Raw genomic sequence first — 24,744 nt, forward strand, 5'->3', positions numbered from 1 at the left:
CCATTGTGTGATTACTCGGTGGCAGCTTAGGAGAACCTTGCCCGGTGCTCCAGGGTTTTGCCGAGACAGCGAGCCCCGGCGGGTGCGCTCGGTTGGTCACTTGTGTCTCTCTTGCCCCCCTAATCGAACGATGCGTGCACATCGCGGACTCCATTCCTCCGACGCGATGGCGAATTTGCTTCGGCCTCAGTAACTCGAATAGCTCGAGGAGTTCAAGGCGTACACGATGAAGATCACGTAGAGCACGATGCCGATGATCCAGAGCGCGACGGCGATGCCACCCACGATCACCCCCGCCAGCGCCATCCCTCGACCTTCTTGGCCCGTCTGCTTGATCTGGTTCATCGCCACGATGCCGAGCACGATGCCGACGATTGACGGAACCCCGTAGCAAGCGAGTCCCGCTACCGAACACACGAGAGACCCGATTGCCATTCCGTTGGTGCCAGCCCGCGGCGGATAGCCGGGTGGTGGATAGCCCCCGGGAGCTGGATAGCCCGGTGGCGGATAGCCCCCGGGAACTGGATAGCCCGGCGGCGGCTGGCTACCGGGAACTGGATAGCCCCCTGGCGGGAGCTGGGGATTCCAGTCCTGCGGCGGCGGATAGGTCACAACTAGTCCCCTCGAGTTTGCTTGCCCGTCAACGAACTTCGGTTCGGCCCAGCCGTTGCGCTACACGTAGAGCCCCGTGAACGGCGGAAACGGAAGGTTGCGGACGACGAACCACACCGCCACCAGTACCAGCGCCACGGCCGCGGCCCAGCGGTGGTGCTGCCAGCTGATGACCTTGCGGCCGACCAGCCGACCGTAAACCCAAGCGCCATAGGCCCATAGCAACAATGCCACCGCAACCGCGCCGAGCGCGTTGTACCTCAGTGCGCCCCCGATGTCGCCGTGCAGCAGTGAGTACACCATGCGCAGGCTGCCACAGCCGGGACAGTCGATTCCGAGCAACGCCTTGGTGGGGCACACCGGAAGTGGCCCGCCTGGCGTCGTCGGATCGCCCATCCACACGGCGCCACACAACAGTCCGGCCGCGAGGGCCACACCGAGCGGGGCGCCGAGTTGGGGAAGGACCCACGGCTGTCGCGTGTCCTGCATCTGGTGTTCGGCTACGAGTACGACGAGAAGGTGCTGACGCCTACCACCAAGGAGAAAATGAGGTAGAGCGCGATAACGACGACGCCGGCGATGGCGCCCCAGATCGCGAACTTCTTGGCGTCGTCAGCGGCCTTCTGCGCTTCCGCGTGCTGACCGGAGGCCCAGAGTCCGGAGACCTGCGTGGCTTTCACGATCGACACGATGCCAAGGGGCAGACAGCACAGCACGGTGACGACGATTCCCCACACCAGATTGTTGTCTGGCGGTGCACCACCGGGCACCGGTCCGCCCGGGGGCGGGAAGGCGCCAGGAGGAGGCGGCGGAGGGTAGTTCCCCGGGGGAGGTGGTGGATACTCGGTCATGGACGCCTTCCAGGTGTGAATTAGCTGGCAATGAGCGGTGTAACCCTATCTCAGAACACGGTCAGACAGACGGCCATAATCGGAACTTCATTGGTGTCGCCGACCGCGGCCCTTGGCGCAATTCTTGCTTAAGCTAACGGTTTTCGGGACGGCCGTACGGGTGCCGAAACCCCACTTACACCCGCTCTACCGGCGCAGACTGCCGTCCGAGAGGAACCCCAACAGGTCGTGCCGGGTAAGGACGCCAACGGGTTTGCCGTCCTCGACCACCATCACGGCGTCGCATTCGCGCAACGTCTTGGCCGCGGTACCGACGAGTTCGCCCGCTCCGATGAGCGGCAACGGCGGGCTCATGTGCTGCGACACGGCGTCCGCGAGCTTTGCTCGGCCCTCGAATACGGCTGACAACAGCTCGCGTTCCGCGACGCTGCCGGCAACCTCTCCGGCCATCACCGGCGGCTCCGCCCCGACGACCGGCATCTGAGATACGCCGTACTCGCGCAGGATCCCGATGGCGTCGCGGACCGTCTCCGACGGGTGCGTGTGGACAAGGTCCGGCAACGCCCCCGACTTGCGCCGCAACACGTCGCCGACGGTCGACTGCTCGATCGAGCCGTCGAGCCTGCTGCGCAGGAAACCGTACGACGACATCCACGCGTCGTTGAAAACCTTTGAGAGATAGCCACGTCCACCATCGGGGAGCAGGACCACCACGACGGCGTCCGGCCCGGCCTGCTCGGCCACCTTGACCGCCGCGACCACCGCCATGCCGCAGGATCCGCCGACGAGCAGCGCTTCCTCGCGGGCCAGCCGACGCGTCATCTCGAACGAATCCGCGTCGGATACGGCGATGATGCCGTCGGCGATGTTCGGGTCATAGGCCGACGGCCAGAAGTCCTCGCCGACGCCCTCGACCAGATAGGGCCGACCGGTGCCGCCCGAGTACACCGAGCCCTCGGGGTCGACGCCGATGATCTGAACAGCGCCGTCCGACACCTCCTTGAGGTAGCGGCCGGTGCCGGTGATGGTGCCGCCGGTGCCCACGCCCGCGACGAAGTGCGTGACCTTGCCGTCGGTGTCGGCCCAGATCTCGGGCCCCGTCGTTTCGTAGTGGCTCGCCGGGCCCATCGGGTTGCTGTACTGGTCGGGCTTCCAGGCGCCGTCGATCTCCTCGACGAGCCGGTTGGACACGCTGTAGTAGCTGTCCGGGTCGTCCGGCGCGACGGCCGTCGGGCACACCACGACGTCAGCGCCGTACGCCCGCAACACGTTCCGCTTGTCCTCGCTGACCTTGTCGGGGCAGACGAAGATGCACTTGTAGCCACGCTGTTGCGCGACGAGCGCCAACCCGACGCCGGTGTTACCCGACGTGGGCTCGACGATGGTGCCGCCGGCCTTGAGCTCGCCGCTGGCCTCGGCCGCGTCGATCATCTTGACGGCGATGCGGTCCTTGCTGCTGCCGCCGGGGTTGAGGTACTCGATCTTCGCCGCGACGATGCCTGCCCCTTCGGGCACAACGGAGTTCAGCCGTACCAGAGGTGTATTGCCGATGAGCTCACTGATGTGCCCTGCGATCCGCATGCGTCCATCGTGTCAGGCCGCGACGATCCGTTCCAGGCAGGACCCCGACTCGCCGCTTCCGCGGGGTTACCAGGTGGCTTCGCGGATGTAGTCACCGATCTGCCGCAGCGAACGAGTCGACTCCTTCACCGCGGGCGAGGCCAGCTGGAACACGTGCATCTGCCCGGGCCAGACGCGCACCTCGACCGGCACGCCTGCGGCGGCCAGCATGTGCGCGGCCTTGCGCGCATCGTTGAGCAGAACCTCGGATCCGGAGACGTGGATGAGCGTGCGCGGCAGTCCCGGCTCGATGTGGTCGAGCGGCTCGTAGACCTCTTCACCGCGACGCTTGGCCGTAGCCCCGACCAGTTCCGTCAACGCTTCGAACGCCTTTGGCGGGAACATCGCGTCCGAGCGCATGTTCGGATGTTGCGCACGCCCGTCGTTGTCGATCTCGAACAGCGGGGACATGGTCACCACGGCCGCGGGCAGCTCGCCGTCGGCTTGGACCCGTTCGGCCAGCGCCAACGAGAGGTAGCCGCCAGCGGAGTCGCCCGCCAGCACGATCTGCTCGGGGTCGTACCCCGACAGACGCAGCCACTCGTAGGCGTCGTAGCAGTCGTCCATCGCCTGTGCGATCGAGAACTGCGGGATCATGCGGTAGTTCACGACGAGCACCGGGCTGTCGGCGAACTTCGACAGTGCGGTCACCAACCGGCCGTGCGAATTGGCTCCGCAGGTGAGGAACGCCCCGCCGTGCATGTAGAGCACGACGCTGCGCTTGCCGTCTGCGGGCAGCACGCCCGCGGCGCGCACCAGCTGCGCGGTGCAGTTGGGCAGCGCGATCGTCGCGCGAACGGTTCCGGGGGCGGGCCGAAGCACGCGGCACGCGAAGTCGACGAGTCCCCACGGCCACGGCAGACGCGGCGCGTAGCTACCGATTGTCAGAGTTGGCTTGATCGTGAGCATCGCGGCCAGGGCAAACAAACGGCCGGCGATGCTTGCACCGTCTTCGACCACCTCGACGGGGGCCCCGTCACTGACCGGGAACCGCCGTGGTTTGTGCCCTCTAGCTGGGTTTATGCCATGCCGAGACGCCGTCTGTACCTTACTGGGTGCCGTCATCGCCACCACTTCCTACGCCGTTGTAGTACCTGGTGCCTGCTACTTCCTTAGGCAACCCAGGTAACTTAGCTTGACACCTACGTTTTGTTCAACAAACAAAGAATCCGCATTCGTACCGGACTTGATACCGCAATGTGACCGCCTCTGGCATGCCGCCACGCGGATGGCAGCCCGATCCGGCCCTAAACTGTCTCGCGTGGGCATACGTGCACCGCGTGGGTCGATCATTGCGATTGCCGCCGCGGCCGCTGTCGCATCGACGGGTTCCGCCGTACTCGGAGCCCGTAACCTGCTGAACGTGCAGGCAGACAAGGCCCGCCTCGTCATCCCCAAGTCCTGGGACGTCCCACCCCGCGCCGACGGCGTCTACTCCCCTGCCGGGGGCCCCGTCGAGAAGTGGCACCGCGGGGTGCCGTTCGACCTGCACCTCATGGTGTTCGGCGACTCGACGGCGACCGGCTACGGGTGCGTCGATGCCGAGGAAGTCCCCGGCGTGCTGATCGCGCGGGAGCTCGCGAAGGTGTCGGGCAAGCGGATTCGGCTGAACACCAAGGCGATCGTCGGGGCCACGTCCAAGGGGCTGTCGGGTCAGATCGACGCGATGTTCGTCGCGGGGCCGCCGCCGGACGCCGCCGTGGTCATGATCGGCGCCAACGACATCACCGCGGTCAACGGTCTTTCGCCATCGGCGCGACGGCTGGGCGCGGCGGTGCAGCGGTTGTGCGCCAGCGGTGCGGTCGTCGTGGTGGGCACCTGCCCCGACTTCGGCCTCATCACCGCGATTCCGCAGCCCCTTCGCCTGGTGGCGCGCACGCGCGGGCTGCGCCTGGCCCGGCTGCAGGCCTCCGCCGTGCGCGGCGCGGGCGGCGTCGCGGTGCCGTTCTCCGACCTGCTCGCACCCGAGTTCCTCAAGGCGCCCGAGGTGCTGTTCTCGTCGGACATGTTCCACCCGTCCGCGGCCGGCTACTCGTTGGCGGCAAGCCAGCTGCTGCCCGCGCTGTGTAATGCGTTGGGCGTGTTGACGAGTGCGGCCGAGGAACCGCCCGCGCTGCGCTCGCGCTCAATCGACGCGGGCGCGCTGCTGGGTCGCGTCGGTCAGGTCAGCCGGCTGTGGCGACGGACCACTGGCGTACCCGCGCCGATCGTCGCACCTGCGACGAGCTAGGTTCTCGGGTAGTCACACTCGACCGCCGGCGTGCAACGCCGAATTCGCACCTAGGAGGCAGCCATGCCTGAAGCCGTCATCGTCGCTACCGCTCGCTCGCCAATCGGACGTGCGGTCAAGGGATCTCTGGCCACCATGCGTCCGGACGACCTTGCCGCGCAGATGGTCCGCGCCGCGCTCGACAAGGTGCCGTCGCTTGACCCCAAGGACATCGACGACCTGATGATGGGCTGCGCTCAGCCTGCCGGTGAGGCCGGCTACAACGTCGCCCGCGCCGTGGCCGTCGAACTCGGATACGACTTCCTGCCAGGCACCACGGTCAACCGCTACTGTTCGTCGTCACTGCAGACCACGCGGATGGCGTTCCACGCGATCAAGGCCGGCGAGGGTGACGTGTTCATCTCGGCGGGCGTCGAGACCGTGTCGCGGTTCGGCGTCGGTGCGGCCGACGGTGCGCCCAACAGCAAGAACGCCCTGTTCGACGAGGCGCAGGAGCGCACCACCGCGCAGTCTGCCGGCGCCGACGAATGGCACGACCCGCGTGACGACGGCAACATCCCCGACGTCTACATCGCGATGGGCCAGACGGCCGAGAACGTCGCGCTGTTCACCGGCATCAGCCGTGAGGACCAGGACCACTGGGGCGTCCGTTCGCAGAACCGCGCCGAGGACGCCATCAAGAGCGGCTTCTTCGAGCGCGAGATCGTCCCGGTGAAGCTGCCCGACGGAACGACGGTCACGACCGATGATGGCCCCCGCGCGGGCACCACGTACGAGAAGATCAGCCAGCTCAACCCGGTGTTCCGGCCCAATGGCACCATCACGGCCGGCAACGCGTGCCCGCTGAACGACGGTGCGGCCGCGGTCGTCATCATGAGCGACACCAAGGCCAAGGAGTTGGGGCTGACCCCGCTGGCGCGCATCGTGTCGACCGGGGTGTCGGGGCTGTCGCCGGAGATCATGGGCCTTGGCCCGATCGAGGCCATCAAGAAGGCGCTGGCCAAGGCGGGCAAGGAGATCTCCGACATCGACCTCGTCGAGATCAACGAGGCGTTCGCCGTTCAGGTGCTCGGCTCGGCGCGGGCGCTCGGCATCGACGAGGACAAGCTCAACGTCTCCGGCGGCGCGATCGCGCTGGGGCATCCGTTCGGCATGACCGGCGCCCGGATCACGGCGACGCTGCTGAACAACCTCACGACGTACGACAAGACGTTCGGCATCGAGTCGATGTGCGTCGGCGGCGGCCAGGGCATGGCGATGGTCCTGGAGCGGCTGAGCTAGCTCTCCCTTTCGCCGAGACTGCTGACAGATCGCAATTTCACGGAATTTCGCGATCTGTCAGCAGTCTCGACGCTCGGGCGTCGCGTACTCGACGCACGATGTCGGGCCGACGGTGTTCGGCGAGTACGCGTATCACGAGCCAGCCCACCGAACCGATGTACTCCAGCCGGATGACGTCCTTGGCGTAGCTTGGGCGGTCCGTTCGGTGGTGCTCTCCGTCGTACTCGACGGCCACCTTCAGGTCCTCCCACCCCATGTCGAGGAAGTACAGCGGTTGGCCATCGGGCCCAAGCACCGGGATTTGCGTCTGCGGCCTCGGAAAGCCTTCGTCGATGAGCAGCATTCGCAACCACGTCTCCTTGGGCGACTCGGCACCCGGGTCATGGAGGTCGAGCGCGACGGCGAGCCGCCGCACGTTTCGTGCACCGCGGTGTCGCGCCGCCAAAGCCGCTACGTCTCCAACACGAAAACGCGACGCATTCCCAAGCGCGTCGAGCCGCGACACGGCCTCGAGTCGACCGCGTCGTCGGCCGATGTCGAACGCCGTGCGCGTGAGCGTCGTGACGCGCATGCCGTCGAGCTCGAAGAATTCATCGCCTCCGAGTCTGTAGTCGTAAGTGCGGATTCCCTCGGCCGGCCGGGCATTTGGCCATACCAGTTCGATCGGTAGCGAGTCGTCCACCCACTTCGCACCGTGCAAGGCCGATGCGGTGAGTCCGGCGATGACACCCTCCCGGTGGGACCACAACCAAGCGGCCCGAGCCCGGTGATCGAGCGTTGGCTCGACGGCCGGGTGCAGATATACGTCGGGAAACACCGACGTGAACCTTCGACGCAGTTCGAACTTCGTGACCAGGCTCGCAGTCATGGCTTCACTGCCGACGAAGGGGCAATCGTTGATGCGCATGCATCGACACTGATTGATCGCTGCCGCAACTCAGCCCGCGAGACTGCGGCGAGATCGCAATTTGTGGATGAATCGCGATCTGTGAGCAGTTTCGGCGGGGAGGAAGGTGAGGTCCGGGCAAAACGAAAGCCCGGCACACCGTGCCGGGCTTTCGGGGAGCGGCCGCTAGTCGCTGTTGAAGTAGCTGAGCAGCCGCAGGATCTCGAGGTAGAGCCAGACGAGCGTGACCGTCAGTCCGAGCGCGATACCCCACGCCGCCTTCGACGGAACACCCGCGCGGATCATCTGATCGGCGGAGTCGAAGTCGGTGAGGAAGAAGAACGCCGCAAGCCCGATCATCAGGAGCGAGAAGATGATCGCGATGGGTCCGCCGTCACGCAGCGGGCCCGCTCCGTCGGTGAACATTCCGACCACGAAGTTGACGATCATGAGCACAAGCGCGCCGATGCCAGCCGCTGCGATCCAGCGGGTGAGCTTCGGCGTCACCCGGATGGCACCGGTCTTGTATACGACGAGCATGCCGAAGAACACGCCCAAGGTACCGACGACCGCCTGGCTGATCAGTGCACCGGCACTGATGCCGGACACCATGAGGTTGGCGACCACGAACGAGAACGCGCCGACCACCATGCCCTCGAGCACGGCGTAGCTCAGCACGATCGCCGGGTTGTCCTGCTTCTTGCCGAAGATGGCGACGAGCATCAGTCCCAAGCCGCCGAGCAGGCCGACCAACAGGAGCGGCATGGCGAGCGCCAGGTTCATCGACACCAGGTAGTACGACACGACCGCGGAGACGGTCAGCACGGCCAGCGTGATGCCCGTCTTGGTGACGACGTCGTCGATGGTCAGAGGCTGCGTGACGCCCGACTGCTGGTCGGTGTACGGCTGAGCCGCGTAGGGGTCGGCGTGTACCGCCTGAGCACCGTAGCCGGCGGCTCCGGTACCGAACTGCGCGTATCCGCCCTGCGTCTTCGGCAGGGACTTGAATACCGGGTTGCTGCTCTCGCGCACCGTCGGATCCTCTCCTAATGCTGTGGCTCGCGTATTGCGAACACTGACTCAACGTGCGGCGATGAGGCTTGGTTCCCGACCCAACCGCCGAACCTGTGAACTTCTTGGGAAAGGTTACCCGGCGTGCGTAGCGAACGGGCGACGATCTACATTGCTGTCGTGGCAGAAAACGAGGATGTCCTAGTAAATGTCGAGAACGGCATCGGCCACGTGACGCTGAACAGGCCCAAGGCCATCAACTCGCTCACCGACGCGATGGTGGCCGGGCTGGCCAAGGCGCTCGACGACTGGGAGCACGACGACTCCGTCCACGCCGTGCTGTTGACCGGCGCGGGCGAGCGGGGGCTGTGCGCGGGCGGCGACGTCGTCGCGATCTACCACGACGCGCAGGTCGGCGGCTCCAAGACCCGCGCCTTCTGGCACGACGAGTACGTGCTCAATGCCCGTATCGCGCGCTACTCCAAGCCGTACGTGGCGGTGATGGACGGCATCGTCATGGGCGGTGGCGTCGGAGTCAGCGCGCACGCGAGCACACGCGTCGTCACCGACACGACGAAATTGGGCATGCCCGAGGTCGGCATCGGGTTCATCCCCGACGTCGGCGGCACCTATCTGTTGGCGCGCGCCCCAGGGCAACTAGGTCTGCACGCGGCGCTCACCGGCGCTCCGTTCTCCGGCGCCGACGCCATTGCGATGGGGTTCGCCGACCACTTCGTTCCGCACGACGCGCTCGGCGCCTTCACGGCGGCGGTGCTCGCCGACGGGCCCGACGCCGCGCTGGCCGCCCACGCCGTCGAGCCGCCCGCGAGTCCGCTACTCGCACAACGACGCTGGATCGACGAGTGCTTCTCCGGTGAGACAGTGCCTGCCATCCTCGCCGCGCTGCGCGGACACGATGCGGGACCGGCCAACGACGCCGCCAACCTGATCGCCAGCCGTTCCCCGATCGCGTTGGCCGTCACACTGCAGGCCGTCCGCCGCGCCGCCAAGCTGGACACCCTGGAAGACGTTCTGCGCCAAGAATTTCGGACGTCGTGCGCGGCGCTGCGTTCGCACGACCTCGTCGAGGGCATCCGCGCACTACTCATCGACAAGGACCGCAACCCCAAGTGGTCGCCGCCAAACCTCACTCTGTGCGACGCTTCCGAGGTCGAGGCGTACTTCGCCTCCGCCGATCCCGACCTGACCTTTCCCAACTAGACGGGCATTAGGAGCAGTCATGAGCTACGAGACCATCCTCGTCACCACCGAGGACCGCGTCGGCCTCATCACGTTGAACCGACCGAAGGCGCTCAACGCGCTCAACAGCCAGGTGATGGCCGAAGTCACCACGGCAGCAGCAGAATTCGACGCCGATCCCGGCATCGGCGCGATCATCCTGACAGGCAACGAGAAGGCGTTCGCGGCCGGTGCCGACATCAAGGAGATGGCCGACCTGTCGTTCGCCGACGTGTTCGCCTCCGACTTCTTCGCGCCGTGGGCCAAGTTCGCAGCCACCCGCACCCCCACCATCGCCGCGGTGTCCGGCTACGCGCTCGGCGGCGGGTGCGAGCTCGCCATGATGTGCGACGTGCTGATCGCCGCCGATACGGCCAAGTTCGGCCAACCCGAGATCAAGCTCGGCGTGCTGCCCGGCATGGGCGGCTCGCAGCGGCTCACCCGCGCCATCGGCAAGGCCAAGGCGATGGACCTGATCCTCACGGGCCGCACCATCGACGCCGCAGAGGCCGATCGCAGCGGTTTGGTGTCGCGGGTCGTGCCCGCCGACACGCTGCTCGACGAGGCCAGGGCCATCGCGACCACCATTGCGGGCATGTCGCTTTCGGCCGCCAGGATGGCCAAGGAAGCCGTCAACCGGGCTTTCGAATCCACCTTGACCGAAGGTCTGCTCTACGAACGCAGGCTGTTCCACTCGGCCTTCGCCACCGACGACCAGACCGAGGGCATGGCCGCGTTCACCGAGAAGCGCCCACCGAACTTTCGGCACCGTTAATCTTCCCTAGTGACCGAGACCGACGCCAAGGAATCCGAGGAGTCGGAGGAGCCCACGCCGACCGACACACCCGCTGCCGCCGCCGAGGGTGAGATCGCGACGCCAGCCAGGCACGCCTGGTGGCTTCGCCACTACACGTTCTTCGGGACGGCCCTCGGGTTGGTGTTCATCTGGCTGTCGTTGACGCCGTCGCTGCTACCCCGCGGGCCGCTCTTCCAGGGCATCGTCAGCGGCTCCGCGGGCGCGATCGGCTACGGGCTCGGCGTTTTCGGCGTGTGGTTGGTGCGCTACATGCAGTCGAAGGAGACCAGCCCGCCTGCGCCTCGGTGGGCGTGGCTGACGCTGGCGGTCGTCGCCGTCATCGGGCAGATCCTGGCCATCGTCTACTTCCACCACTGGCAGGACGACGTCCGCGACTTCATGGGCGTGCCGCGGCTCGGCTTCTGGGCCCACCCGCAGACCGCGGTGCTGGCGTTGGTGTTCCTGTTCGCGTTCGTCGAAATCGGCCAGCTGGTCGGCAAATTGGTGCGCTACCTGGTCCGCCTGCTTGATCGCATCGCCCCGCCCCGGGTGTCCGCGGTGGTGGTGGTCAGCCTGTTGCTCATCGTCACCGTCGCCCTGCTCAACGGTGTCGTGGTGCGGGTCGGCATGGACGTGCTGAACAAGTCGTTCGCGTCGGTCAACGACGAGCTCGACCCCGACAACCCCGCTCCCACGAGCACGTTGCGCTCGGGGGGTCCGCAGTCGCAGGTGTCGTGGGAGTCGCTCGGACATCAGGGCCGCGTCTTCGTCGCGGGCGGGCCCACCGTCGACGAGCTCGGTGAGTTCAACGGCGCCAAGGCCATCGAGCCGATCCGCGCCTACGCGGGCCTCAATTCGGGCGACGACATCAAGGAAACCGCCAGGCTCGCCGCCCAGGAACTCCTGCGCACCGGTGGGCTCGATCGCAAGGTGGTCGCCGTGGCCACGACGACGGGCACCGGCTGGATCAACGCGGCCGAGGCGTCGGCGCTGGAATACATGTACAACGGCGACACCGCGATCGTGTCGATGCAGTACTCGTACCTGCCCAGCTGGTTGTCGTTCCTGGTCGACAAGGAGAACGCGCGCCAGGCCGGCCAGGCAATGTTCGAAGCGGTCGACGAGCTGGTGCGGGAGCGGCCGGAGGGCCAGCGCCCGAAGCTGGTGGTGTTCGGCGAGAGCCTCGGTTCGTTCGGCGGCGAGACGCCGTTCCTCTCGCTCAACAACCTGATCGCCCGCACCGACGGCGCCCTGTTCTCCGGGCCGACGTTCAACAACACCATCTGGACCGACCTGACGAACAACCGCGACGAGGGCTCGCCGGAGTGGCTACCGATCTACGACAAGGGCGAGTACGTCCGCTTCACCGCGGAACCGCAGAACCTCGGTCGACCGGACGATCCGTGGGGCCAACCGCGTGTGGTGTACATGCAGCACGCGTCGGACCCCATCGCCTGGTGGAACCCGGAACTGCTGTTCTCCAAACCGGATTGGCTGCGTGAGCCCCGCGGCTACGACGTGTCGCCGACCATGGAGTGGATCCCCGTGGTCACGTTCCTGCAGGTGTCCGCGGACATGGCGGTGGCCGTCGACGTACCGGACGGGCATGGCCACGTGTACATCCGCGACGTCGCGAACGCGTGGGCGGCCATCCTCCAGCCGCCGGGGTGGACACCGGAGAAGACGGAGCGGCTGCGCCCGCTGCTGCTGAGGGGCTATTCGAGCTGACGGCTCAGTTCAGTTGCGCGAGTACGCCTGCGGCCTTCAGCGCGTGGTATCCGCCGACCACGTCGGTGGCACGGTGCAGGCCGAGGTCCAGCAGCGCCGCCGCGGCCAGACTCGACGTATAGCCCTCGGAGCACAGGATCACCCATTCGACGTCGTCCCCGATCGCCTCGGGCAGCTTCGCATCGCTGGTGGGGTCGCACCGCCACTCCAACACGTTGCGTTCGATGACGAGCGCGGCGGGGACGTCGCCCTCGCGCGCGCGTTGAGCGGCGGGCCTGATGTCGACGAGCAGCGCGCCACGGTCCAGCGCAACGGGCACGTCGCGGGCGTCGAGCCGGACCAACCGGGCACGGGCGCGGTCCAGTACCGCGTCGATGCGGCTCATCAGTCCCCCTCGGGTTTGTCCGTCAACTCGGTGCGGTTGCGGCGCAGCGTGTTCCGCTCGGTGACGTCGTAGTACGACATCGCCGTCAGCGGCGGCGAGTAGGCGTGCACGCTGAGCGTGGGACCACTCACCGTCACGCTATCGCGGGCCCACGCGACGTCGTGCACCCAGCCCAGCGGGAACGCGGCCTGGTCACCGGCGGCGAGCCGACGGCGACGCAACGCGGCTCCGTCCCAGCGGGTTTCGGAAAGCGCCCCGGACACCACCGTCAGCGCGCCGAGCGACCCGCCGTGATCGTGCAGTTCGGTGGACCGGTCGGGCACCCAGCTGATGAGCCAGACGTCGAGTTCGTCGTCGCCGAGAAGCCGGGTGAACCACCGATCGTCGGTCGGCGGGCCGCCGGCCGGCAACAGGTGGTCGTAGCGGCCGGAGAGCACCGCGTCAGCGGCTCGGTCGGTGGCGTGGAGCAGGTCGGGCAAACGCAATCGAGTGGGCGCGACCAGGGACGGGGAAGCGAGGGACATGGGAGGGCAACTCCAAAGAGCCGGAGGGTCAGGGGGCGGGCATCAAGCCCGACAACACTCCTGACATACGGTCCGCTCCGGCACGGTGCCGAGTGTTGCATAGATTGACGTCATGCGCCGCTACCCGATCCTCGCCGCCATCATGGTCGGTTCCGCCGCCCTCGCCGGGTGCTCGTCGGGTTCGGACGGGGCCCCGTCCACGACGTCGACCCCGTCGGCCGCCAGCACGCCGACCTCGACGCTCGAGACGCACACGGCGGCCCCCGGTGCGGTCGGACGGTCCCCCGGTGGCGTCACGACGGCCGTTGGGGCGCCCGCCGAGTCGACCGAGGAGGAGTACTTCCAGGCCTGCCATGCCGCGACGATGTGGATGACCGCGCAGGGTGGCGACCCGAAGACTCAGTTCGAGCCGTATCTGAGCAGCTTGCAATCGTCGGACCAGGCGGGCCCCGGCACGTTCGGCACCGCGTGGTCACAACTGCCCCCAGGGCGCCAAGCCGCCGTGATCGTCGCCGCCGAGGCCGCGGCCAACGACCTCTGCGGGTGACGCCCAGCTAACCGACCCGTTTAAATCACGGCGGTCGGAAGTCAGTCGCCGGAGGCTTCGGAGCGCTGCGCGATCCAGCGCCGACCGCGCGCCAGGGCCTCGTCGACCGCTCCGAAGATCCGGGTGGTGCCGGGCACGATGCCGTCGTCGCCGAGCACCTCGGTGAGGCCGCCGCGGTCGAGCACCTTCTCGACGGCCGGGCTGACCCCGGCGATGATGAGCCGACCACCGTTGGCATCCAGGTCGGAGGCCCACTTGCGGATGGCGCGGATGACCTTCGACGACGGCACGTCGGGCAGCGTGCCCATGCTCAGCACGACGACGGCGTTGCGCGAATCGGCCACCCGCGGCCAGAGCTCGTCGATGCGCGGCACCTCGGCGAACAGTCCGACGCCCGCGTAGTGCAGCACGGTCACCTCGTTGCTTGGGCAGGCGTCGGGGACGTCGGCGCGGTCCCATCCGCCGTCGGGGTCCGGACGCAACGCCACCAGCGTGGCCGACTGCGACGCCTTCACGCAGTAGAGCACCAGCGACGTGATGGCCCCGATCAGGATCGCCTGGTGCAGCGGCAGTTCGGTGGTGGCGACGAAGGTGATGACCATGGCGACGGCCGAGAGTGGCGCGGTCCGCAACACGAGCTTGATGTCGGCCCACCGGCCCGCGACCAGTTCGACGCCGATGACGAGGATGAGGCCGCCGATCACGGGCATCGGAATCAGTTCGGCGAGCGACCCGGCGAGCAGGACGAGCACCGTCAGCCACAGGCCGGCGAAGATGCCCGCCCACCGCGTCTGCGCCCCAGCGGAAACCGCAACGCCGGTGCGGGACAACGAGCCACCCGTCGGCAGCGCACCGAAGAAACCGCCCGCCAGGTTCGCCACGCCCTGGGCGGTGAAGTCGCGCGAGGTCTTTGGCCGGCTGCCGTCGGGGTTCGGCACGGCCGCGGAGATGCCCGCCGCCTGGGCGAGCCCCACCAACGCCACCGCGAGCCCGCCGGCGAGTAGGCCAGGGATCGCGTCGAGGTTCGGCAACACGAACGGCGGCAACGCATTCGGGATCGAAGCGATGTCGCCGACGGTCTCGACGTCGGCGTGCAGCAGGGTCACGGCCGCGGTCACCACGACGAGCGCAATCAGCGTCGCGAAGGCCTTCAACCGCTTGACGAGGTGGAAGGCCGCCCACACCGCCACCGTCGCCAATGCGACGAGACACGGCGCAAGCTGCCAGGAGCCGACGTTGGCGAACGCCTCGACGAACTTGCGAATCGTGTTGTGGCTCTGGGGTTTGTACCCGGTGGCATCGAAGATGACGCCCGCGATGATCTGGACGGCGATACCGGTGGTGAACCCCGTCATGACCGCGTTGGAGACGAAGTTCATGATGGCACCGAACTTCAGCAGCCCGAACAGCAGCATCACCGCACCAACCACCAGCGCGAGCGCGGCGACGTTCGCCGGGTCGCCAGGATCGAGTCCGGCCGCGGTCAGCACGCTTCGCGACGAAAGAGCCAGGGCGCTCGTCAGCGTCGTCACCATCAGCACGGTTCTCGCGAATACCGAGCCGAGGATCGTCGACAGCATCCCCGAGTACAGCCCCGCAACGGGATTGAAGCCCCCGATGCTCGCGTACGCCATGCCTTCGGGGATGGAGAACAGCCCGGTGACGAGGCCGGCGAACGCATCGCGCGGCCGTGGCCGCCCGAGACCGGCCAGCGCAGTGCGCACTCTGGACCGCCCGTCCGTCACGCGCAACAACACTGCCACGCCGGCAAGGCCAGCGACCCGGAAACGCCGCGCCACCAGGCAATTAGCCCATCTACATGTTGTGGCGCCAGTCACAATGTCGGTTACACTGTGTCCCTCATCACTGCTTGAGAGGACGCCAGATGCCCGGACCCAACGACGGCCAGGTCGAACGCATCCGCACCGACCTACCGCCTGCTGCGCACGGATCGATCAACGGCATGAAGGTGCTCATGGGCATCGTTCTGCTTCTGATCGCCATCGCGGCCATCTCCGGTGTCGCGGTGGCCCTGTCCAGCGGACAGCCGGCAGTCGCCTTCATCATCGGCCTCGTCGCCGTCGCGTTCTTCTCCCGAGTGGGCTGCTAACCAAGCAGTGGACAATGGCCACCATGCGGGTGGCATTGGCGCTTGGTAGTGGCGGGGCCCGGGGCTACGCCCACATCGGCGTCATCAACGAACTGCGCGACCGTGGGCACGAGATCGTCGGCATCGCGGGGTCTTCCATGGGAGCGTTGGTCGGCGGTCTAGAGGCCGCCGGCAAGCTCGACGAATACACCGAGTGGGCAAGCTCTTTGACGCAACGGGCCGTGCTCCGCCTGCTCGACCCGTCGCTCACGGCGGCGGGCGTGCTGCGGGCCGAGAAGATCCTCGACAAGGTCCGCGACATCCTCGGCGAGGTGGCGATCGAGGACCTGCCGATCCCGTACACGTCGGTCAGCACCGACCTCATCTCCGGCAAGTCGGTGTGGCTCCAGCGCGGTCCGGTCGACGCGGCGATCCGCGCGTCCATCGCGATCCCCGGGGTGATCACCCCACACGAGCACGACGGTCGACTGCTCGCCGACGGCGGCATCCTCGACCCACTTCCCATGGCGCCGATCGCCGCGGTCAACGCCGACGTGACCATCGCCGTGAGCCTCAACGGCGACGACCCCTTCCACGGCTCGCGGCCCGAGTCCCGGCCCAGCGCTGAGTTGTTGAGCAGGATGTGGCGCAATACGACGGCGCTGCTCGACACGAGCGCGGCGCGCACGCTGCTCGACACGCCGACCGCGCGTTCAGTACTCAGCCGGTTCAACGGGTCGGCCGACGACGGCACGGAGGTCGACTCCGTGCGCGACGCGGACCCGATGCCGGTACCCAAACTCGGCGGCTTCGAGGTGATGAACCGCGCCATCGACATCGCGCAGTCGGCATTGATGCGCCACACGCTCGCGGCGTATCCGCCCGACGTGCTGATCGAGGTGCCGCGTACGGCGTGCCGCAGCCTCGAGTTCTACCGCGCAGGAGAGGTCATCGACATCGGCCAGGAGCTCGCCGCGATCGCGCTCGACACGTTCGTCGACCGCGAGTCAGATACCTAGACCTCAGACATTGAGAAACGTGGCCACCCGTGACGCCTCGCGGCGGCCCTGTGCCCGTCCGGCGTGCGCCGACGGAATCCGGCACGCCGGGTCGAGCGGGTTGCGGCCGAACGCGGCGAGCGCATCGTCGTCGGCGAAGACGGTCAGGGTAGCGCCGGGGAAGGCCGCGATTTCGGCGACTGCCCCATCCCCGAACGGTGACGGCGACGTCTCCCCGGAGGGCACCAGCACGACGACGGAGTCGCAGTCGCTGGCGGCCCCCATGTTGACGGTGCTTCCGACGCCGCCGTCCATGTAGCGCCGATCGCCAATCGTGACGGGTGGCCACGCGCCTGGCACGGCGCAACTGGCGGCCACCGCGTCCACCAACGCGACGTTCGCGTGCCTATCGAGCACCACCAGTTCGCCCGTCGCGGTGTCGATCGCCGTCACCCGCAGCACCCGATCGGGCCAGTCGTGGTTGGGCAGTCGGTGGGCGATCACGTCGCGGCGCACGGACTCGGCGACGGTCGCGCTGCCCAGTGCGATGGCGCCGATGCGTTGCAGCTTCTGCTCCTTCGTGACGCCTGGGACCGACATCGCGTCGATGAAGAGCGCGCTGATGTCGTCGAGGTCGACGCCGGAGTTGAGTTCGGCGGACGTGTCCGCGACCTGCCGGGCGAACAGTTCGTCGAGCGAGGCCCCACTGCCGAGCTGCGCGGCCACCGTTGCCCCCGCCGAGGTGCCAAGCAGCACGTCGGAGGCCAACAGCGCCTGGGCGGTGTCCGGCGCCTCGTCGGCGATGCCGCGCAGGATCCCCGTCTCCCAGGCGATACCCGCCAATCCCCCACCCGCAAGCACCAGTCCGTTCACGGGAACCGAGTGTGCCAAACGCGGTCCCGCTAGGCTCCATCGCGTGCTCAGACGCGCCGGCATCGCCTCCGCCGTCGCCGTGTGCGCGCTGATCGCGGCGACCCCGGTGGCCGTCGCGGAACCGCCTGCCCCACCGGTTCCGATCCTCCCGCCGCCCGTGCAGCCCGCCAACGTCGGTGACCTCAAGACCGAGGCCGTCGGCTACTACGACAGCGGCGCCTACCTGACCGACCTGCAGCTGGCTGCGGCGCCCGCGGCCGCGTGGATCGACGAAGAGGCGCCCCGCGTGGACCGGCCCGCGGTGGTGTTCGACATCGACGAGACCGCCTTGTCGAACTGGGAGGCGATCAAGGCCAACGACTTCGGCCGGGTGATCGACGGCCCGTGCACCACGCTTCCGCAGGGCCCGTGCGGCTGGCGGGCGTGGGACCTGAGGGCCTCCTCGACGGTGCTCCCGCCGACCATGGACGTCTTCACGACTGCCCGGGATCGTGGTGCGGCGATCTTCTTCATCACCGGTCGCGACGAGTCGCAGCGTACGGCCACCGAACGCAACCTGCGCGACGTCGGATACGACGGATACGCGGGCCTCGTCATGGAACCCGTTGGCGCACATTACTCTTCAGCGGCGGATTTCAAGGCGCCGCAACGCGCCGACATCGAGGCCGACGGCTACACCATCATCGCGAACGTCGGCGATCAGCCGTCGGACCTGGCGGGGGGTTTCGCCGAACGGACGTTCCTGCTGCCGAACCCGTTCTACCGGATTCCCTGAGCCATCAGCCCACCAACTGGTCCGACAACTCCTCGAGTGACCGACGCGCGTAGCCCAGCCACAGCCTGCCGAACACGGGCAGCAGCGGGGCGGTGAACGCCGAGCGGGGATGGATCGCCCACTGCCAGGTGACCCTGCTTCCCGTGCCGACGGACTCGAAGGACCAGAGCCCGTCGACGTGGTCCACCAGCGGCGCGAGCGGACCCTTGACGTCCGACAGGGTGTAGCCGAACGACTTCGGCTCGTCGTAGGAGGTGAGCTGCTCGCGCATGCTGCCCCCGCCGGTCAACACGACCGTGCGACTCTGCCCGACGGTGTTCCAGTCGCCGGTCTGGTCGTTCACCGCCTTGATCGGTGGAATGGGGCCGTACCAGCGGTGGAAGAGTGTGGGCAGCGGGATCGGGACGGTGCCGCTGAACGCAGCCTCCTGGGTCACCGGAATTGCCCGTGATTGCTTGACCACCATCGGCTGCGCCATGATGGCGATGGTACCCCCAAGTACCACGACGCGCGACGAAGGGAGCGGCATGGCCGACACGATGAGGGCCCAGAGGTTCTACGCAGACTCCAAAACGATTGCGGTGGAAGACGTTCCGGTACCCGAACCCGGCCCTGGCGAGGTGCTGATCAAGGTCGCGTTTTGCGGCATCTGTCACTCCGACCTCAGCCTCATCAACGGCACCTTCCCCTCGCAGTTGCCGGTGGTGACGCAGGGCCACGAGGCGTCGGGCACCGTCGCCAAACTCGGGCCAGGCGTCACCGGCTGGGCCGAGGGCGATCGGGTGGTGGTGGCCGCGGGCAAGCCGTGCCTGGAATGCGTGAACTGCGCCCGCGGCGACATGTCGAACTGTCTGCGCATCCGCCTCATGGCGTTCGCCTACGACGGCGCCTGGGCCGAGTACACCGTGGCACAGGCGTTCGGGCTGACCAGGATTCCGGACAACGTGCCGATGGAACAGGCCGCGATCCTGGCCGACGCCGTGTCCACGCCATACGGCGCCATCGTGCGGACGGCCGCCGTCGGCATCGGCGAGTCCGTCGGCGTGTGGGGCGTCGGCGGTCTCGGCACCCATATGGTCCAGCTGGCCCGACTGGTCGGCGCGGCCCCGATCATCGCCGTCGACATCAAGCCCACCATCCTCGACCGGGCGCTGGCCGTCGGCGCCGACTACGCGTTCGACGCCCGCGACGCCGACCTGCCCGCGAAGATCGCCGAGGCCACCGGCGGGCGCAACCTCGACGTCGCGTTCGACGCGGTCGGGCTGAAGTCGACGTTCGAGCAGGCCCTGAACAGCCTGACGGTCGGCGGCCGGCTGGTCGGCGTCGGCATGAGCGCCGACACTCCGTCCATCGGGCCGACGTCGATCTTCAATCTGTTCAAGCGTCAGGTACTGGGCCACCTCGGCTATCAGAACGCCGACATCGGCACGCTGGCGCAGCTCGTCTCGCTGGGGCGGCTCGACTTGTCCCGCTCGATCAGCGAGGTGGTGGATCTGGAGGACGTCGCGCTCGGCATCGAGAAACTCGACAAGGCCGACGGTGACCCGATCCGAATCCTGGTGCGGCCGTGACCGATCCGACGGGTCGCGTCGCACTGCTCACCGCAGGCGCGGCGCGGCCTTCCCACTGATCAGCGGCAGGTCGAGGTACGTAGCGATGCCGGGCTCGGCCGCACACACCGCGGGAATCGAGTTCACACAGTGCGCCGCCGTGGCGACGATGCCGTTGTTGCACTCGAGGCCCTCCGCGACGGTCTCGGGCTGGAAACCCTTGATGGTCACCGAGAAGTCCGGGTCGCCCTTGGCCTCCATCTCGTAGCGCTCACCCGCGGGTCCGAACGTCCATGGGGGATCGAGGTTCTCCTGACCCATGAACCAGTTCACGGTCACGCGGACCACGGGCTCGTCGCCGACGAGCGCTTCCCAGTGGAACTTGCGCCCGGCCACCTGCCCGGGCTGGATCGCGCCCATCGGGGTGTCGATGGGCGCCGTGGCGACGGCGATCTCCTGGGTGGCGCGGATCTGCGGATCGGCGTTGAAGCCCATGGTGTCGACGATCATCTTCACCGACTGGATGAAGCCACCGTCGAGCAGTTTCTGCATCGGTCCGGTCAGGGCCTTCTCGGGGGTGTCGCCGAAACCCATCACGTAGCGCAGCACGTCGGGCGCGTCGTAGGTGCGCAGGTCGGAGAACTCCTCGGCGCGAACGAATGTCACGCCCGTCGACATGATCGACATCATCAGCGGGAACTTGTCGCTGATGCCGCCCGGCGCAATGCCGGTGCCGTGCAGGGTGACGTTGCCCTCGACCGCCGCCGCGCGCAGGGGTGCCCCCTCCTTGTCGCCGGGGTAGAACCACCCGACGGGCGTCACCACGTTCTTGCCCGACCGCAGCAGCGCCGCCACCTCGTCGGGATTGGGCATCAGCGGGGAGTAGATCACCGCGTCGGCGTCGAGGGCGAGGATCTCGTCGACGCTGTTGGTCGCGGCGACGCCGAGCGGCTCGATACCCGCGAGCTCGCCAACGTCCTTGCCGCCCTTGGCCTCCGAGTGCACCCAGCAGCCGACCAGTTCGAGGTCGGGATGCTCGAGCACGCCCTTGATCGCGGCGATGCCGACGCCGCCCGTCGCCCACTGCACGACCCGCAATGCCATCTCGCATTCCCTTCGACGCCGAAAACTAGAACACGTTCTAACTACATCTACACCACCCGGACACCCGAAACGGTGGAAACTCTGGCGCTGGGCGGCACAATTGCCGGTAATGGGAAAACGACTGGAGTACGGCGTGCTCGGCCCGCTGCAGATGACCGCCGACGGCGCCCCCCTGCCGTTGGGCACGCCGAAGCAACGGGCGGTGCTGGCGATGTTGGTGATCGGCCGCAACCGGCCGGTCAGCAGCGAGTCGCTTGTCAACGCCGCCTGGGAGCAGTTCCCTCCCCCCGAACCGAAGGCCAGCCTGCACTCGTACGTCTCCAACCTGCGCAAACTGGTATCGAACGCCGGACTCGAGCCGAAGTCGGTGCTGGCCAGTGCGCCACCTGGATACCGGCTGGCGATCGCCGACGCCGACTGCGACCTCGGCCGCTTCGTCGCCGCGAAGAACGCGGGCGTGCAGGCGGCCGCCGCCAGCCAGTTCGAGCAGGCCAGCAGGCATCTGCAGAATGCGCTCGCCGAATGGCGCGGGGCCGTGCTCGAGGACCTGCGCGACTTTCAGTTCGTCGAGCCGTTGTCCACCGCACTCGTCGAGGACAAGGTCGTCGCGCACACCGCCCTCGCGGAGGCCGAGATCGCCTGCAACCGCGCCTTTGGCGTGATCGGCGGGCTCGAGGCGCTGGTGACCGAACATCCGTATCGCGAGCCGCTGTGGATTCAGCTGATCACGGCGTACTACCTGTCCGAACGGCAGTCCGACGCGTTGGACGCCTTCCAACGGTTGAAGTCGACCCTGGCCGACGATCTCGGGATCGATCCCGGCCAAACGGTCCGCAACCTGCACGAACGCATCCTGCGACAGGAACCGCTCAACGTCCGCAAGGCCGCGCTCACCACCGCGGTGCACAAGATCAACAGCATCGACGCGCGCACCGCCGTCGGAGCCCAGACGTCGGTCGCGTTCCTGCGCTTCGCGACGGGGATGAGCCATCCGCTGGTAGCGGTGGCCACCAGGATCGGGCGCCTGCCGGACAACGAGATCGTGCTTGACGACGTCAACGTCAGCAGACATCACGCCGTCATCATCGATACGGGAACGAGCTTCGTCATCACCGATTTGCGCTCGGCCAACGGTGTCGAGGTGGGCGACGAGCGGATTCGGGGCACGGCCACCCTTGCCCACGGCGACGTGATCCGCATCTGCGACTACGAGTTCACCTTCGAGCTCCGCGCGCCCGCCCCCACCTGACGGAAGTGGTTCGGCTGTCCTGAATTCAGCAACGCACTAGTGTGCTAACCGGCACGTCACCGGGGTGCCGATGTTTCGCGGTGTTTCGAGGAGACGGCACATGAGCGAGCCGACGTCGCGGGAGGGCACCCAGTTCGGGCCCTATCGCCTGCTACGGCTGATCGGCAAGGGCGGCATGGGTGAGGTCTATGAGGCCGAGGACACCGTCAAGGACCGCACCGTCGCGTTGAAGCTGCTGCCGGAGGGCGTCTCCCACGACCCGGTGTTCCGCAAGCGACTCCAGCGCGAGGCCCACTCCGCGGGGCGGCTGCAGGAACCGCACGTGGTGCCGATTCACGACTACGGCGAGATCGACGGCGTGCTCTTCGTCGACATGCGGATGATCAGCGGCTCGGATCTGCGCAAGCTGCTGAAGAACTACGGGCCCATGACGCCGGCCCGCGCGGTGGCGATCGTCAGGCAGGTCGCCTCGGCGCTGGACGCCGCGCACGAGAGCGCCATCATGCACCGCGACGTCAAGCCGGAGAACATCCTTGTCACCCGGGAGGACTTCGCCTATCTGGTGGACTTCGGCATCGCCAACGCCGCCAGCGACGAGAAGCTGACCGAATTGGGCACCGCCGTCGGCACGTACGCCTACATGGCGCCCGAGCGGTTCACTAGCGGCGACGTCACCTACCGCGCCGACATCTACGCGTTGGCCTGTGTCCTGCACGAGTGCCTGACGGGTTCGCAGCCCTACGGCGGCGACAGCGTGAGCGTCGTCATCACGGCCCATTTGATGCAGCCCATTCCGCGGCCAAGCGTCGAACGCCCGGGCATCCCTTCGGCGTTCGACCAGGTGATCGCCCGCGGCATGGCCAAGAAGCCCGAGGAGCGGTTCTCCTCCGCGGGTGACATGGCGATGGCGGCCCAGCAGGCGTTGACGGAAAGCGACAAGGGCCAGGCCAACACCATCGTGCAGCGCAGCGAGGCGGCGACGACGCCGGGTATGCCTGCCGATCAAGGCGCCACCCTCGCCGCTCCCACGCTGACGCCGCCCCCGGGTATGCCGCCTCCCCCACCGCCGCCCGGCTATGCGCCGTATAGCGCGACGCCGACGCCTGGCTCGTTCCCCGCAACGCCGACGCCCGGCTCGTTCCCCGCAACGCCGACGCCCGGCTCGTTCCCGACGGCGACGCCGTCGCAGCAGTACGGCTTCACCGGTCCGCCGCCGCCTCCGGGTGGGGCATCGGCGAGTGGCGCGTGGACGCCACCGCCCCCGCCCGGCTCGAAACCGAAGGGCGGCAACAAGGTCCCGTTGATCGTCATCGGGGCGATCGTCGCCGTGGTCGTCCTGGTCGCAGGCGCCATCGGGATCGTGCTTGCGCTCGGTGGCGACGACACCAACGCCGCCGGACCGACGTCGACGTCCAAGTCGCCCACGAAGGTGTCGACGTCACGGTCGAAGCCGACGTCCACCACTGACGAGCCGACGCCGACGGTGAATCCGGATTCGTTCGGCGCCAAGCTGATGGCGTTGATTCCGTCGGGCTACCCGACCAGCGTGTGCGAGATCGTCAGCCCGCCTGCGCCGGGTGCCCTGGCCACCGTCGACTGCCGCAAGTCGACGCAGCCCGACGGCCCGGACGCGGCGCGGTACTCGCTGTTCGCGACGGACGCCGAGCTGCAGGACCACTTCGACCAGTCGCTCGCGGAGAACGAAGAGGTGCTCCAGTGTCCGGGCACGGGTATGGACTCGCCCCAGGACTGGAACTTCAAGAGCAATGCCGAGGTCGTCGCTGGTCAGGTGGGCTGCGGTACCTATCAGGGCAGCGCCGACGTCATGTGGAGCCAGCGGCAGGATCTGATGCTCGCCGACGTCCAGAGCAGCAACCTCGAGTCGCTGTACAACTGGTGGCTCAACTACAGCTGAGCGGCGCGCCAAGAATCTTCCAAGAATCCGCAAAGGCCCCCGTCAGAGGCTGACGTCAGTCCGGAAATCCTCCGGAGCAACCACGACGTCACCAGGGAGTCACCATGTTCGCTCACAAGGTCGCCAAGCTCGCCGGAACCGCCTTCGTCGCAGGCGCACTCGGGTTGGCCGCCGTCGCCACCGCGGGCACCGCCAGCGCGTTGAGCTCGGCCGACGACCAGTTCCTCAACGAGCTCCAGAGCGAGGGCATCGGCTATGACTCGCCCAAGACGGCGATCGAGAACGGGCACTACGTGTGCAGCGCGTTCGACGACGGCGCCTCGATTGGCGAGCTCGGCCACGAGATCCTTGCGAACTCGGATCTGACCACCCGCCAGGCCGCCGCGTTCATCGTCTCGGCCGTCGGAATCTACTGCCCGGAGTACACCGACCTGTTCTCCTGATCCCAATTGCGGGCGGTATGTTGCAAACAACCGCAGCG

General features: G+C 67.7%; 26 protein-coding genes. 13 read left to right on the forward strand and 13 right to left on the reverse strand.

The window, feature by feature from the left end:
* Positions 1-186: 186 nt before the first annotated feature.
* From SLQ33_RS14065 to SLQ33_RS14085, 5 genes are all read right to left on the reverse strand, one after another.
* Positions 187-612, reverse strand: a complete 426-nt coding sequence (locus SLQ33_RS14065; protein WP_319454478.1) for a DUF4190 domain-containing protein — start codon at positions 610-612, stop codon at positions 187-189.
* A gap of 60 nt (positions 613-672) precedes the next feature.
* Complete coding sequence (locus SLQ33_RS14070) at positions 673-1,101, reverse strand: DUF2752 domain-containing protein (protein ID WP_319454479.1); 429 nt, start codon at positions 1,099-1,101, stop codon at positions 673-675.
* 11 nt (positions 1,102-1,112) lie between these two features.
* Entirely contained in the window at positions 1,113-1,463 is a 351-nt protein-coding gene (locus tag SLQ33_RS14075) for a CD225/dispanin family protein (protein WP_319454480.1), read from the reverse strand.
* 186 nt (positions 1,464-1,649) lie between these two features.
* Entirely contained in the window at positions 1,650-3,044 is a 1,395-nt protein-coding gene (locus tag SLQ33_RS14080; protein ID WP_319454481.1) for a cystathionine beta-synthase, read from the reverse strand.
* 66 nt (positions 3,045-3,110) lie between these two features.
* Positions 3,111-4,148: an alpha/beta hydrolase gene (locus tag SLQ33_RS14085; protein WP_319454482.1), complete on the reverse strand. Its 1,038-nt coding sequence runs from the start codon at positions 4,146-4,148 to the stop codon at positions 3,111-3,113.
* A 196-nt stretch (positions 4,149-4,344) separates the two neighbouring features.
* On the opposite strand from SLQ33_RS14085, the gene SLQ33_RS14090 reads away from it, so the two are divergent.
* Both SLQ33_RS14090 and SLQ33_RS14095 read left to right on the forward strand, forming a co-directional pair.
* Entirely contained in the window at positions 4,345-5,313 is a 969-nt protein-coding gene (locus tag SLQ33_RS14090; protein ID WP_319454483.1) for an SGNH/GDSL hydrolase family protein, read from the forward strand.
* Between the two features lie 63 nt (positions 5,314-5,376).
* Complete coding sequence (locus SLQ33_RS14095; RefSeq protein WP_319454484.1) at positions 5,377-6,594, forward strand: acetyl-CoA C-acetyltransferase; 1,218 nt, start codon at positions 5,377-5,379, stop codon at positions 6,592-6,594.
* Between the two features lie 37 nt (positions 6,595-6,631).
* Here SLQ33_RS14095 and SLQ33_RS14100 read toward each other — a convergent pair whose 3' ends face one another.
* Positions 6,632-7,501 (reverse strand): hypothetical protein, encoded by an 870-nt coding sequence (locus SLQ33_RS14100; RefSeq protein ID WP_319454485.1) that lies wholly within the window; start codon positions 7,499-7,501, stop codon positions 6,632-6,634.
* Between the two features lie 165 nt (positions 7,502-7,666).
* A complete protein-coding gene (locus SLQ33_RS14105) occupies positions 7,667-8,512 on the reverse strand; it encodes a Bax inhibitor-1/YccA family membrane protein (protein ID WP_319454486.1) in 846 nt (281 codons plus the stop codon).
* A 159-nt stretch (positions 8,513-8,671) separates the two neighbouring features.
* Between SLQ33_RS14105 and SLQ33_RS14110 the strand changes: the two genes are divergently transcribed.
* The 3 genes from SLQ33_RS14110 to SLQ33_RS14120 are packed head-to-tail and all read left to right on the forward strand — an operon-like array spanning position 8,672 to position 12,254.
* On the forward strand, positions 8,672-9,712 hold the full coding sequence (locus tag SLQ33_RS14110) for an enoyl-CoA hydratase/isomerase family protein (RefSeq protein WP_319454487.1): 1,041 nt from the start codon (positions 8,672-8,674) through the stop codon (positions 9,710-9,712).
* A 19-nt stretch (positions 9,713-9,731) separates the two neighbouring features.
* Entirely contained in the window at positions 9,732-10,505 is a 774-nt protein-coding gene (locus SLQ33_RS14115) for an enoyl-CoA hydratase (RefSeq protein WP_319454488.1), read from the forward strand.
* A 9-nt stretch (positions 10,506-10,514) separates the two neighbouring features.
* Positions 10,515-12,254 (forward strand): alpha/beta hydrolase, encoded by a 1,740-nt coding sequence (locus SLQ33_RS14120; RefSeq protein ID WP_413467651.1) that lies wholly within the window; start codon positions 10,515-10,517, stop codon positions 12,252-12,254.
* A 4-nt stretch (positions 12,255-12,258) separates the two neighbouring features.
* On the opposite strand, the gene SLQ33_RS14125 is transcribed toward SLQ33_RS14120, so the two are convergent.
* Together SLQ33_RS14125 and SLQ33_RS14130 are read right to left on the reverse strand one after the other, a co-directional pair.
* Positions 12,259-12,639 (reverse strand): rhodanese-like domain-containing protein, encoded by a 381-nt coding sequence (locus SLQ33_RS14125; protein WP_319454489.1) that lies wholly within the window; start codon positions 12,637-12,639, stop codon positions 12,259-12,261.
* Complete coding sequence (locus tag SLQ33_RS14130; protein ID WP_319454490.1) at positions 12,639-13,163, reverse strand: cysteine dioxygenase; 525 nt, start codon at positions 13,161-13,163, stop codon at positions 12,639-12,641. The genes SLQ33_RS14125 and SLQ33_RS14130 overlap by 1 nt, the downstream gene beginning before the upstream one ends.
* 112 nt (positions 13,164-13,275) lie before the next feature.
* On the opposite strand from SLQ33_RS14130, the gene lpqV reads away from it, so the two are divergent.
* Complete coding sequence (gene lpqV / locus SLQ33_RS14135; protein ID WP_319454491.1) at positions 13,276-13,710, forward strand: lipoprotein LpqV; 435 nt, start codon at positions 13,276-13,278, stop codon at positions 13,708-13,710.
* Positions 13,711-13,751: 41 nt separating this feature from the next.
* Here the strand turns inward: lpqV and SLQ33_RS14140 are convergent, their stop codons facing one another.
* The gene (locus SLQ33_RS14140) at positions 13,752-15,473 is read right to left on the reverse strand and encodes a SulP family inorganic anion transporter (protein WP_319454492.1); all 1,722 of its coding nucleotides are present in this window, start codon (positions 15,471-15,473) and stop codon (positions 13,752-13,754) included.
* A 122-nt stretch (positions 15,474-15,595) separates the two neighbouring features.
* Here SLQ33_RS14140 and SLQ33_RS14145 point away from each other — a divergent pair, with 122 nt between their 5' ends.
* Together SLQ33_RS14145 and SLQ33_RS14150 are read left to right on the forward strand one after the other, a co-directional pair.
* Entirely contained in the window at positions 15,596-15,820 is a 225-nt protein-coding gene (locus tag SLQ33_RS14145) for a hypothetical protein (RefSeq protein WP_319454493.1), read from the forward strand.
* Between the two features lie 14 nt (positions 15,821-15,834).
* A complete protein-coding gene (locus SLQ33_RS14150) occupies positions 15,835-16,818 on the forward strand; it encodes a patatin-like phospholipase family protein (RefSeq protein ID WP_413467650.1) in 984 nt (327 codons plus the stop codon).
* Positions 16,819-16,821: 3 nt separating this feature from the next.
* Here the strand turns inward: SLQ33_RS14150 and SLQ33_RS14155 are convergent, their stop codons facing one another.
* Positions 16,822-17,733 (reverse strand): patatin-like phospholipase family protein, encoded by a 912-nt coding sequence (locus SLQ33_RS14155; RefSeq protein ID WP_319454494.1) that lies wholly within the window; start codon positions 17,731-17,733, stop codon positions 16,822-16,824.
* Here SLQ33_RS14155 and SLQ33_RS14160 point away from each other — a divergent pair.
* Positions 17,714-18,445: an HAD family acid phosphatase gene (locus SLQ33_RS14160; RefSeq protein ID WP_319454495.1), complete on the forward strand. Its 732-nt coding sequence runs from the start codon at positions 17,714-17,716 to the stop codon at positions 18,443-18,445. The two genes, SLQ33_RS14155 and SLQ33_RS14160, sit on opposite strands and share 20 nt — an antisense overlap.
* 4 nt (positions 18,446-18,449) lie before the next feature.
* Here SLQ33_RS14160 and SLQ33_RS14165 read toward each other — a convergent pair whose 3' ends face one another.
* Positions 18,450-18,923: an SRPBCC family protein gene (locus SLQ33_RS14165; protein ID WP_319454496.1), complete on the reverse strand. Its 474-nt coding sequence runs from the start codon at positions 18,921-18,923 to the stop codon at positions 18,450-18,452.
* Between the two features lie 49 nt (positions 18,924-18,972).
* On the opposite strand from SLQ33_RS14165, the gene SLQ33_RS14170 reads away from it, so the two are divergent.
* Complete coding sequence (locus SLQ33_RS14170; RefSeq protein ID WP_319454497.1) at positions 18,973-20,016, forward strand: zinc-binding dehydrogenase; 1,044 nt, start codon at positions 18,973-18,975, stop codon at positions 20,014-20,016.
* Between the two features lie 27 nt (positions 20,017-20,043).
* Here the strand turns inward: SLQ33_RS14170 and SLQ33_RS14175 are convergent, their stop codons facing one another.
* Entirely contained in the window at positions 20,044-21,099 is a 1,056-nt protein-coding gene (locus SLQ33_RS14175; RefSeq protein ID WP_319454498.1) for a dihydrodipicolinate reductase, read from the reverse strand.
* A 109-nt stretch (positions 21,100-21,208) separates the two neighbouring features.
* Here SLQ33_RS14175 and SLQ33_RS14180 point away from each other — a divergent pair, with 109 nt between their 5' ends.
* The 3 genes from SLQ33_RS14180 (at position 21,209) to SLQ33_RS14190 (ending at position 24,706) form a co-directional block, all read left to right on the forward strand.
* Entirely contained in the window at positions 21,209-22,348 is a 1,140-nt protein-coding gene (locus tag SLQ33_RS14180) for a BTAD domain-containing putative transcriptional regulator (RefSeq protein WP_319454499.1), read from the forward strand.
* Between the two features lie 100 nt (positions 22,349-22,448).
* Complete coding sequence (locus SLQ33_RS14185; RefSeq protein WP_319454500.1) at positions 22,449-24,263, forward strand: serine/threonine-protein kinase; 1,815 nt, start codon at positions 22,449-22,451, stop codon at positions 24,261-24,263.
* A 104-nt stretch (positions 24,264-24,367) separates the two neighbouring features.
* Positions 24,368-24,706: a DUF732 domain-containing protein gene (locus SLQ33_RS14190; protein ID WP_319454501.1), complete on the forward strand. Its 339-nt coding sequence runs from the start codon at positions 24,368-24,370 to the stop codon at positions 24,704-24,706.
* Positions 24,707-24,744 lie beyond the last annotated feature (38 nt).

Source organism: Mycobacterium sp. RTGN6 (assembly GCF_033804605.1).
In the GTDB taxonomy this organism is placed as follows: domain Bacteria; phylum Actinomycetota; class Actinomycetes; order Mycobacteriales; family Mycobacteriaceae; genus Mycobacterium.

Coding starts and splice junctions, on each gene's coding strand:
- SLQ33_RS14070 (WP_319454479.1), bottom strand. CDS start 1,101: ATGCAGGACACGCGACAGCCGTGGGTCCTTCCCCAACTCGGCGCCCCG.
- SLQ33_RS14180 (WP_319454499.1), top strand. CDS start 21,209: ATGGGAAAACGACTGGAGTACGGCGTGCTCGGCCCGCTGCAGATGACC.
- SLQ33_RS14080 (WP_319454481.1), bottom strand. CDS start 3,044: ATGCGGATCGCAGGGCACATCAGTGAGCTCATCGGCAATACACCTCTG.
- SLQ33_RS14170 (WP_319454497.1), top strand. CDS start 18,973: ATGGCCGACACGATGAGGGCCCAGAGGTTCTACGCAGACTCCAAAACG.
- SLQ33_RS14145 (WP_319454493.1), top strand. CDS start 15,596: ATGCCCGGACCCAACGACGGCCAGGTCGAACGCATCCGCACCGACCTA.
- SLQ33_RS14150 (WP_413467650.1), top strand. CDS start 15,835: ATGGCCACCATGCGGGTGGCATTGGCGCTTGGTAGTGGCGGGGCCCGG.
- SLQ33_RS14075 (WP_319454480.1), bottom strand. CDS start 1,463: ATGACCGAGTATCCACCACCTCCCCCGGGGAACTACCCTCCGCCGCCT.
- SLQ33_RS14085 (WP_319454482.1), bottom strand. CDS start 4,148: ATGACGGCACCCAGTAAGGTACAGACGGCGTCTCGGCATGGCATAAAC.
- SLQ33_RS14125 (WP_319454489.1), bottom strand. CDS start 12,639: ATGAGCCGCATCGACGCGGTACTGGACCGCGCCCGTGCCCGGTTGGTC.
- SLQ33_RS14175 (WP_319454498.1), bottom strand. CDS start 21,099: ATGGCATTGCGGGTCGTGCAGTGGGCGACGGGCGGCGTCGGCATCGCC.
- SLQ33_RS14130 (WP_319454490.1), bottom strand. CDS start 13,163: ATGTCCCTCGCTTCCCCGTCCCTGGTCGCGCCCACTCGATTGCGTTTG.
- lpqV (WP_319454491.1), top strand. CDS start 13,276: ATGCGCCGCTACCCGATCCTCGCCGCCATCATGGTCGGTTCCGCCGCC.
- SLQ33_RS14190 (WP_319454501.1), top strand. CDS start 24,368: ATGTTCGCTCACAAGGTCGCCAAGCTCGCCGGAACCGCCTTCGTCGCA.
- SLQ33_RS14185 (WP_319454500.1), top strand. CDS start 22,449: ATGAGCGAGCCGACGTCGCGGGAGGGCACCCAGTTCGGGCCCTATCGC.
- SLQ33_RS14155 (WP_319454494.1), bottom strand. CDS start 17,733: ATGCCGGCGCGTCTGAGCACGCGATGGAGCCTAGCGGGACCGCGTTTG.
- SLQ33_RS14115 (WP_319454488.1), top strand. CDS start 9,732: ATGAGCTACGAGACCATCCTCGTCACCACCGAGGACCGCGTCGGCCTC.
- SLQ33_RS14100 (WP_319454485.1), bottom strand. CDS start 7,501: ATGCGCATCAACGATTGCCCCTTCGTCGGCAGTGAAGCCATGACTGCG.
- SLQ33_RS14165 (WP_319454496.1), bottom strand. CDS start 18,923: ATGGCGCAGCCGATGGTGGTCAAGCAATCACGGGCAATTCCGGTGACC.
- SLQ33_RS14095 (WP_319454484.1), top strand. CDS start 5,377: ATGCCTGAAGCCGTCATCGTCGCTACCGCTCGCTCGCCAATCGGACGT.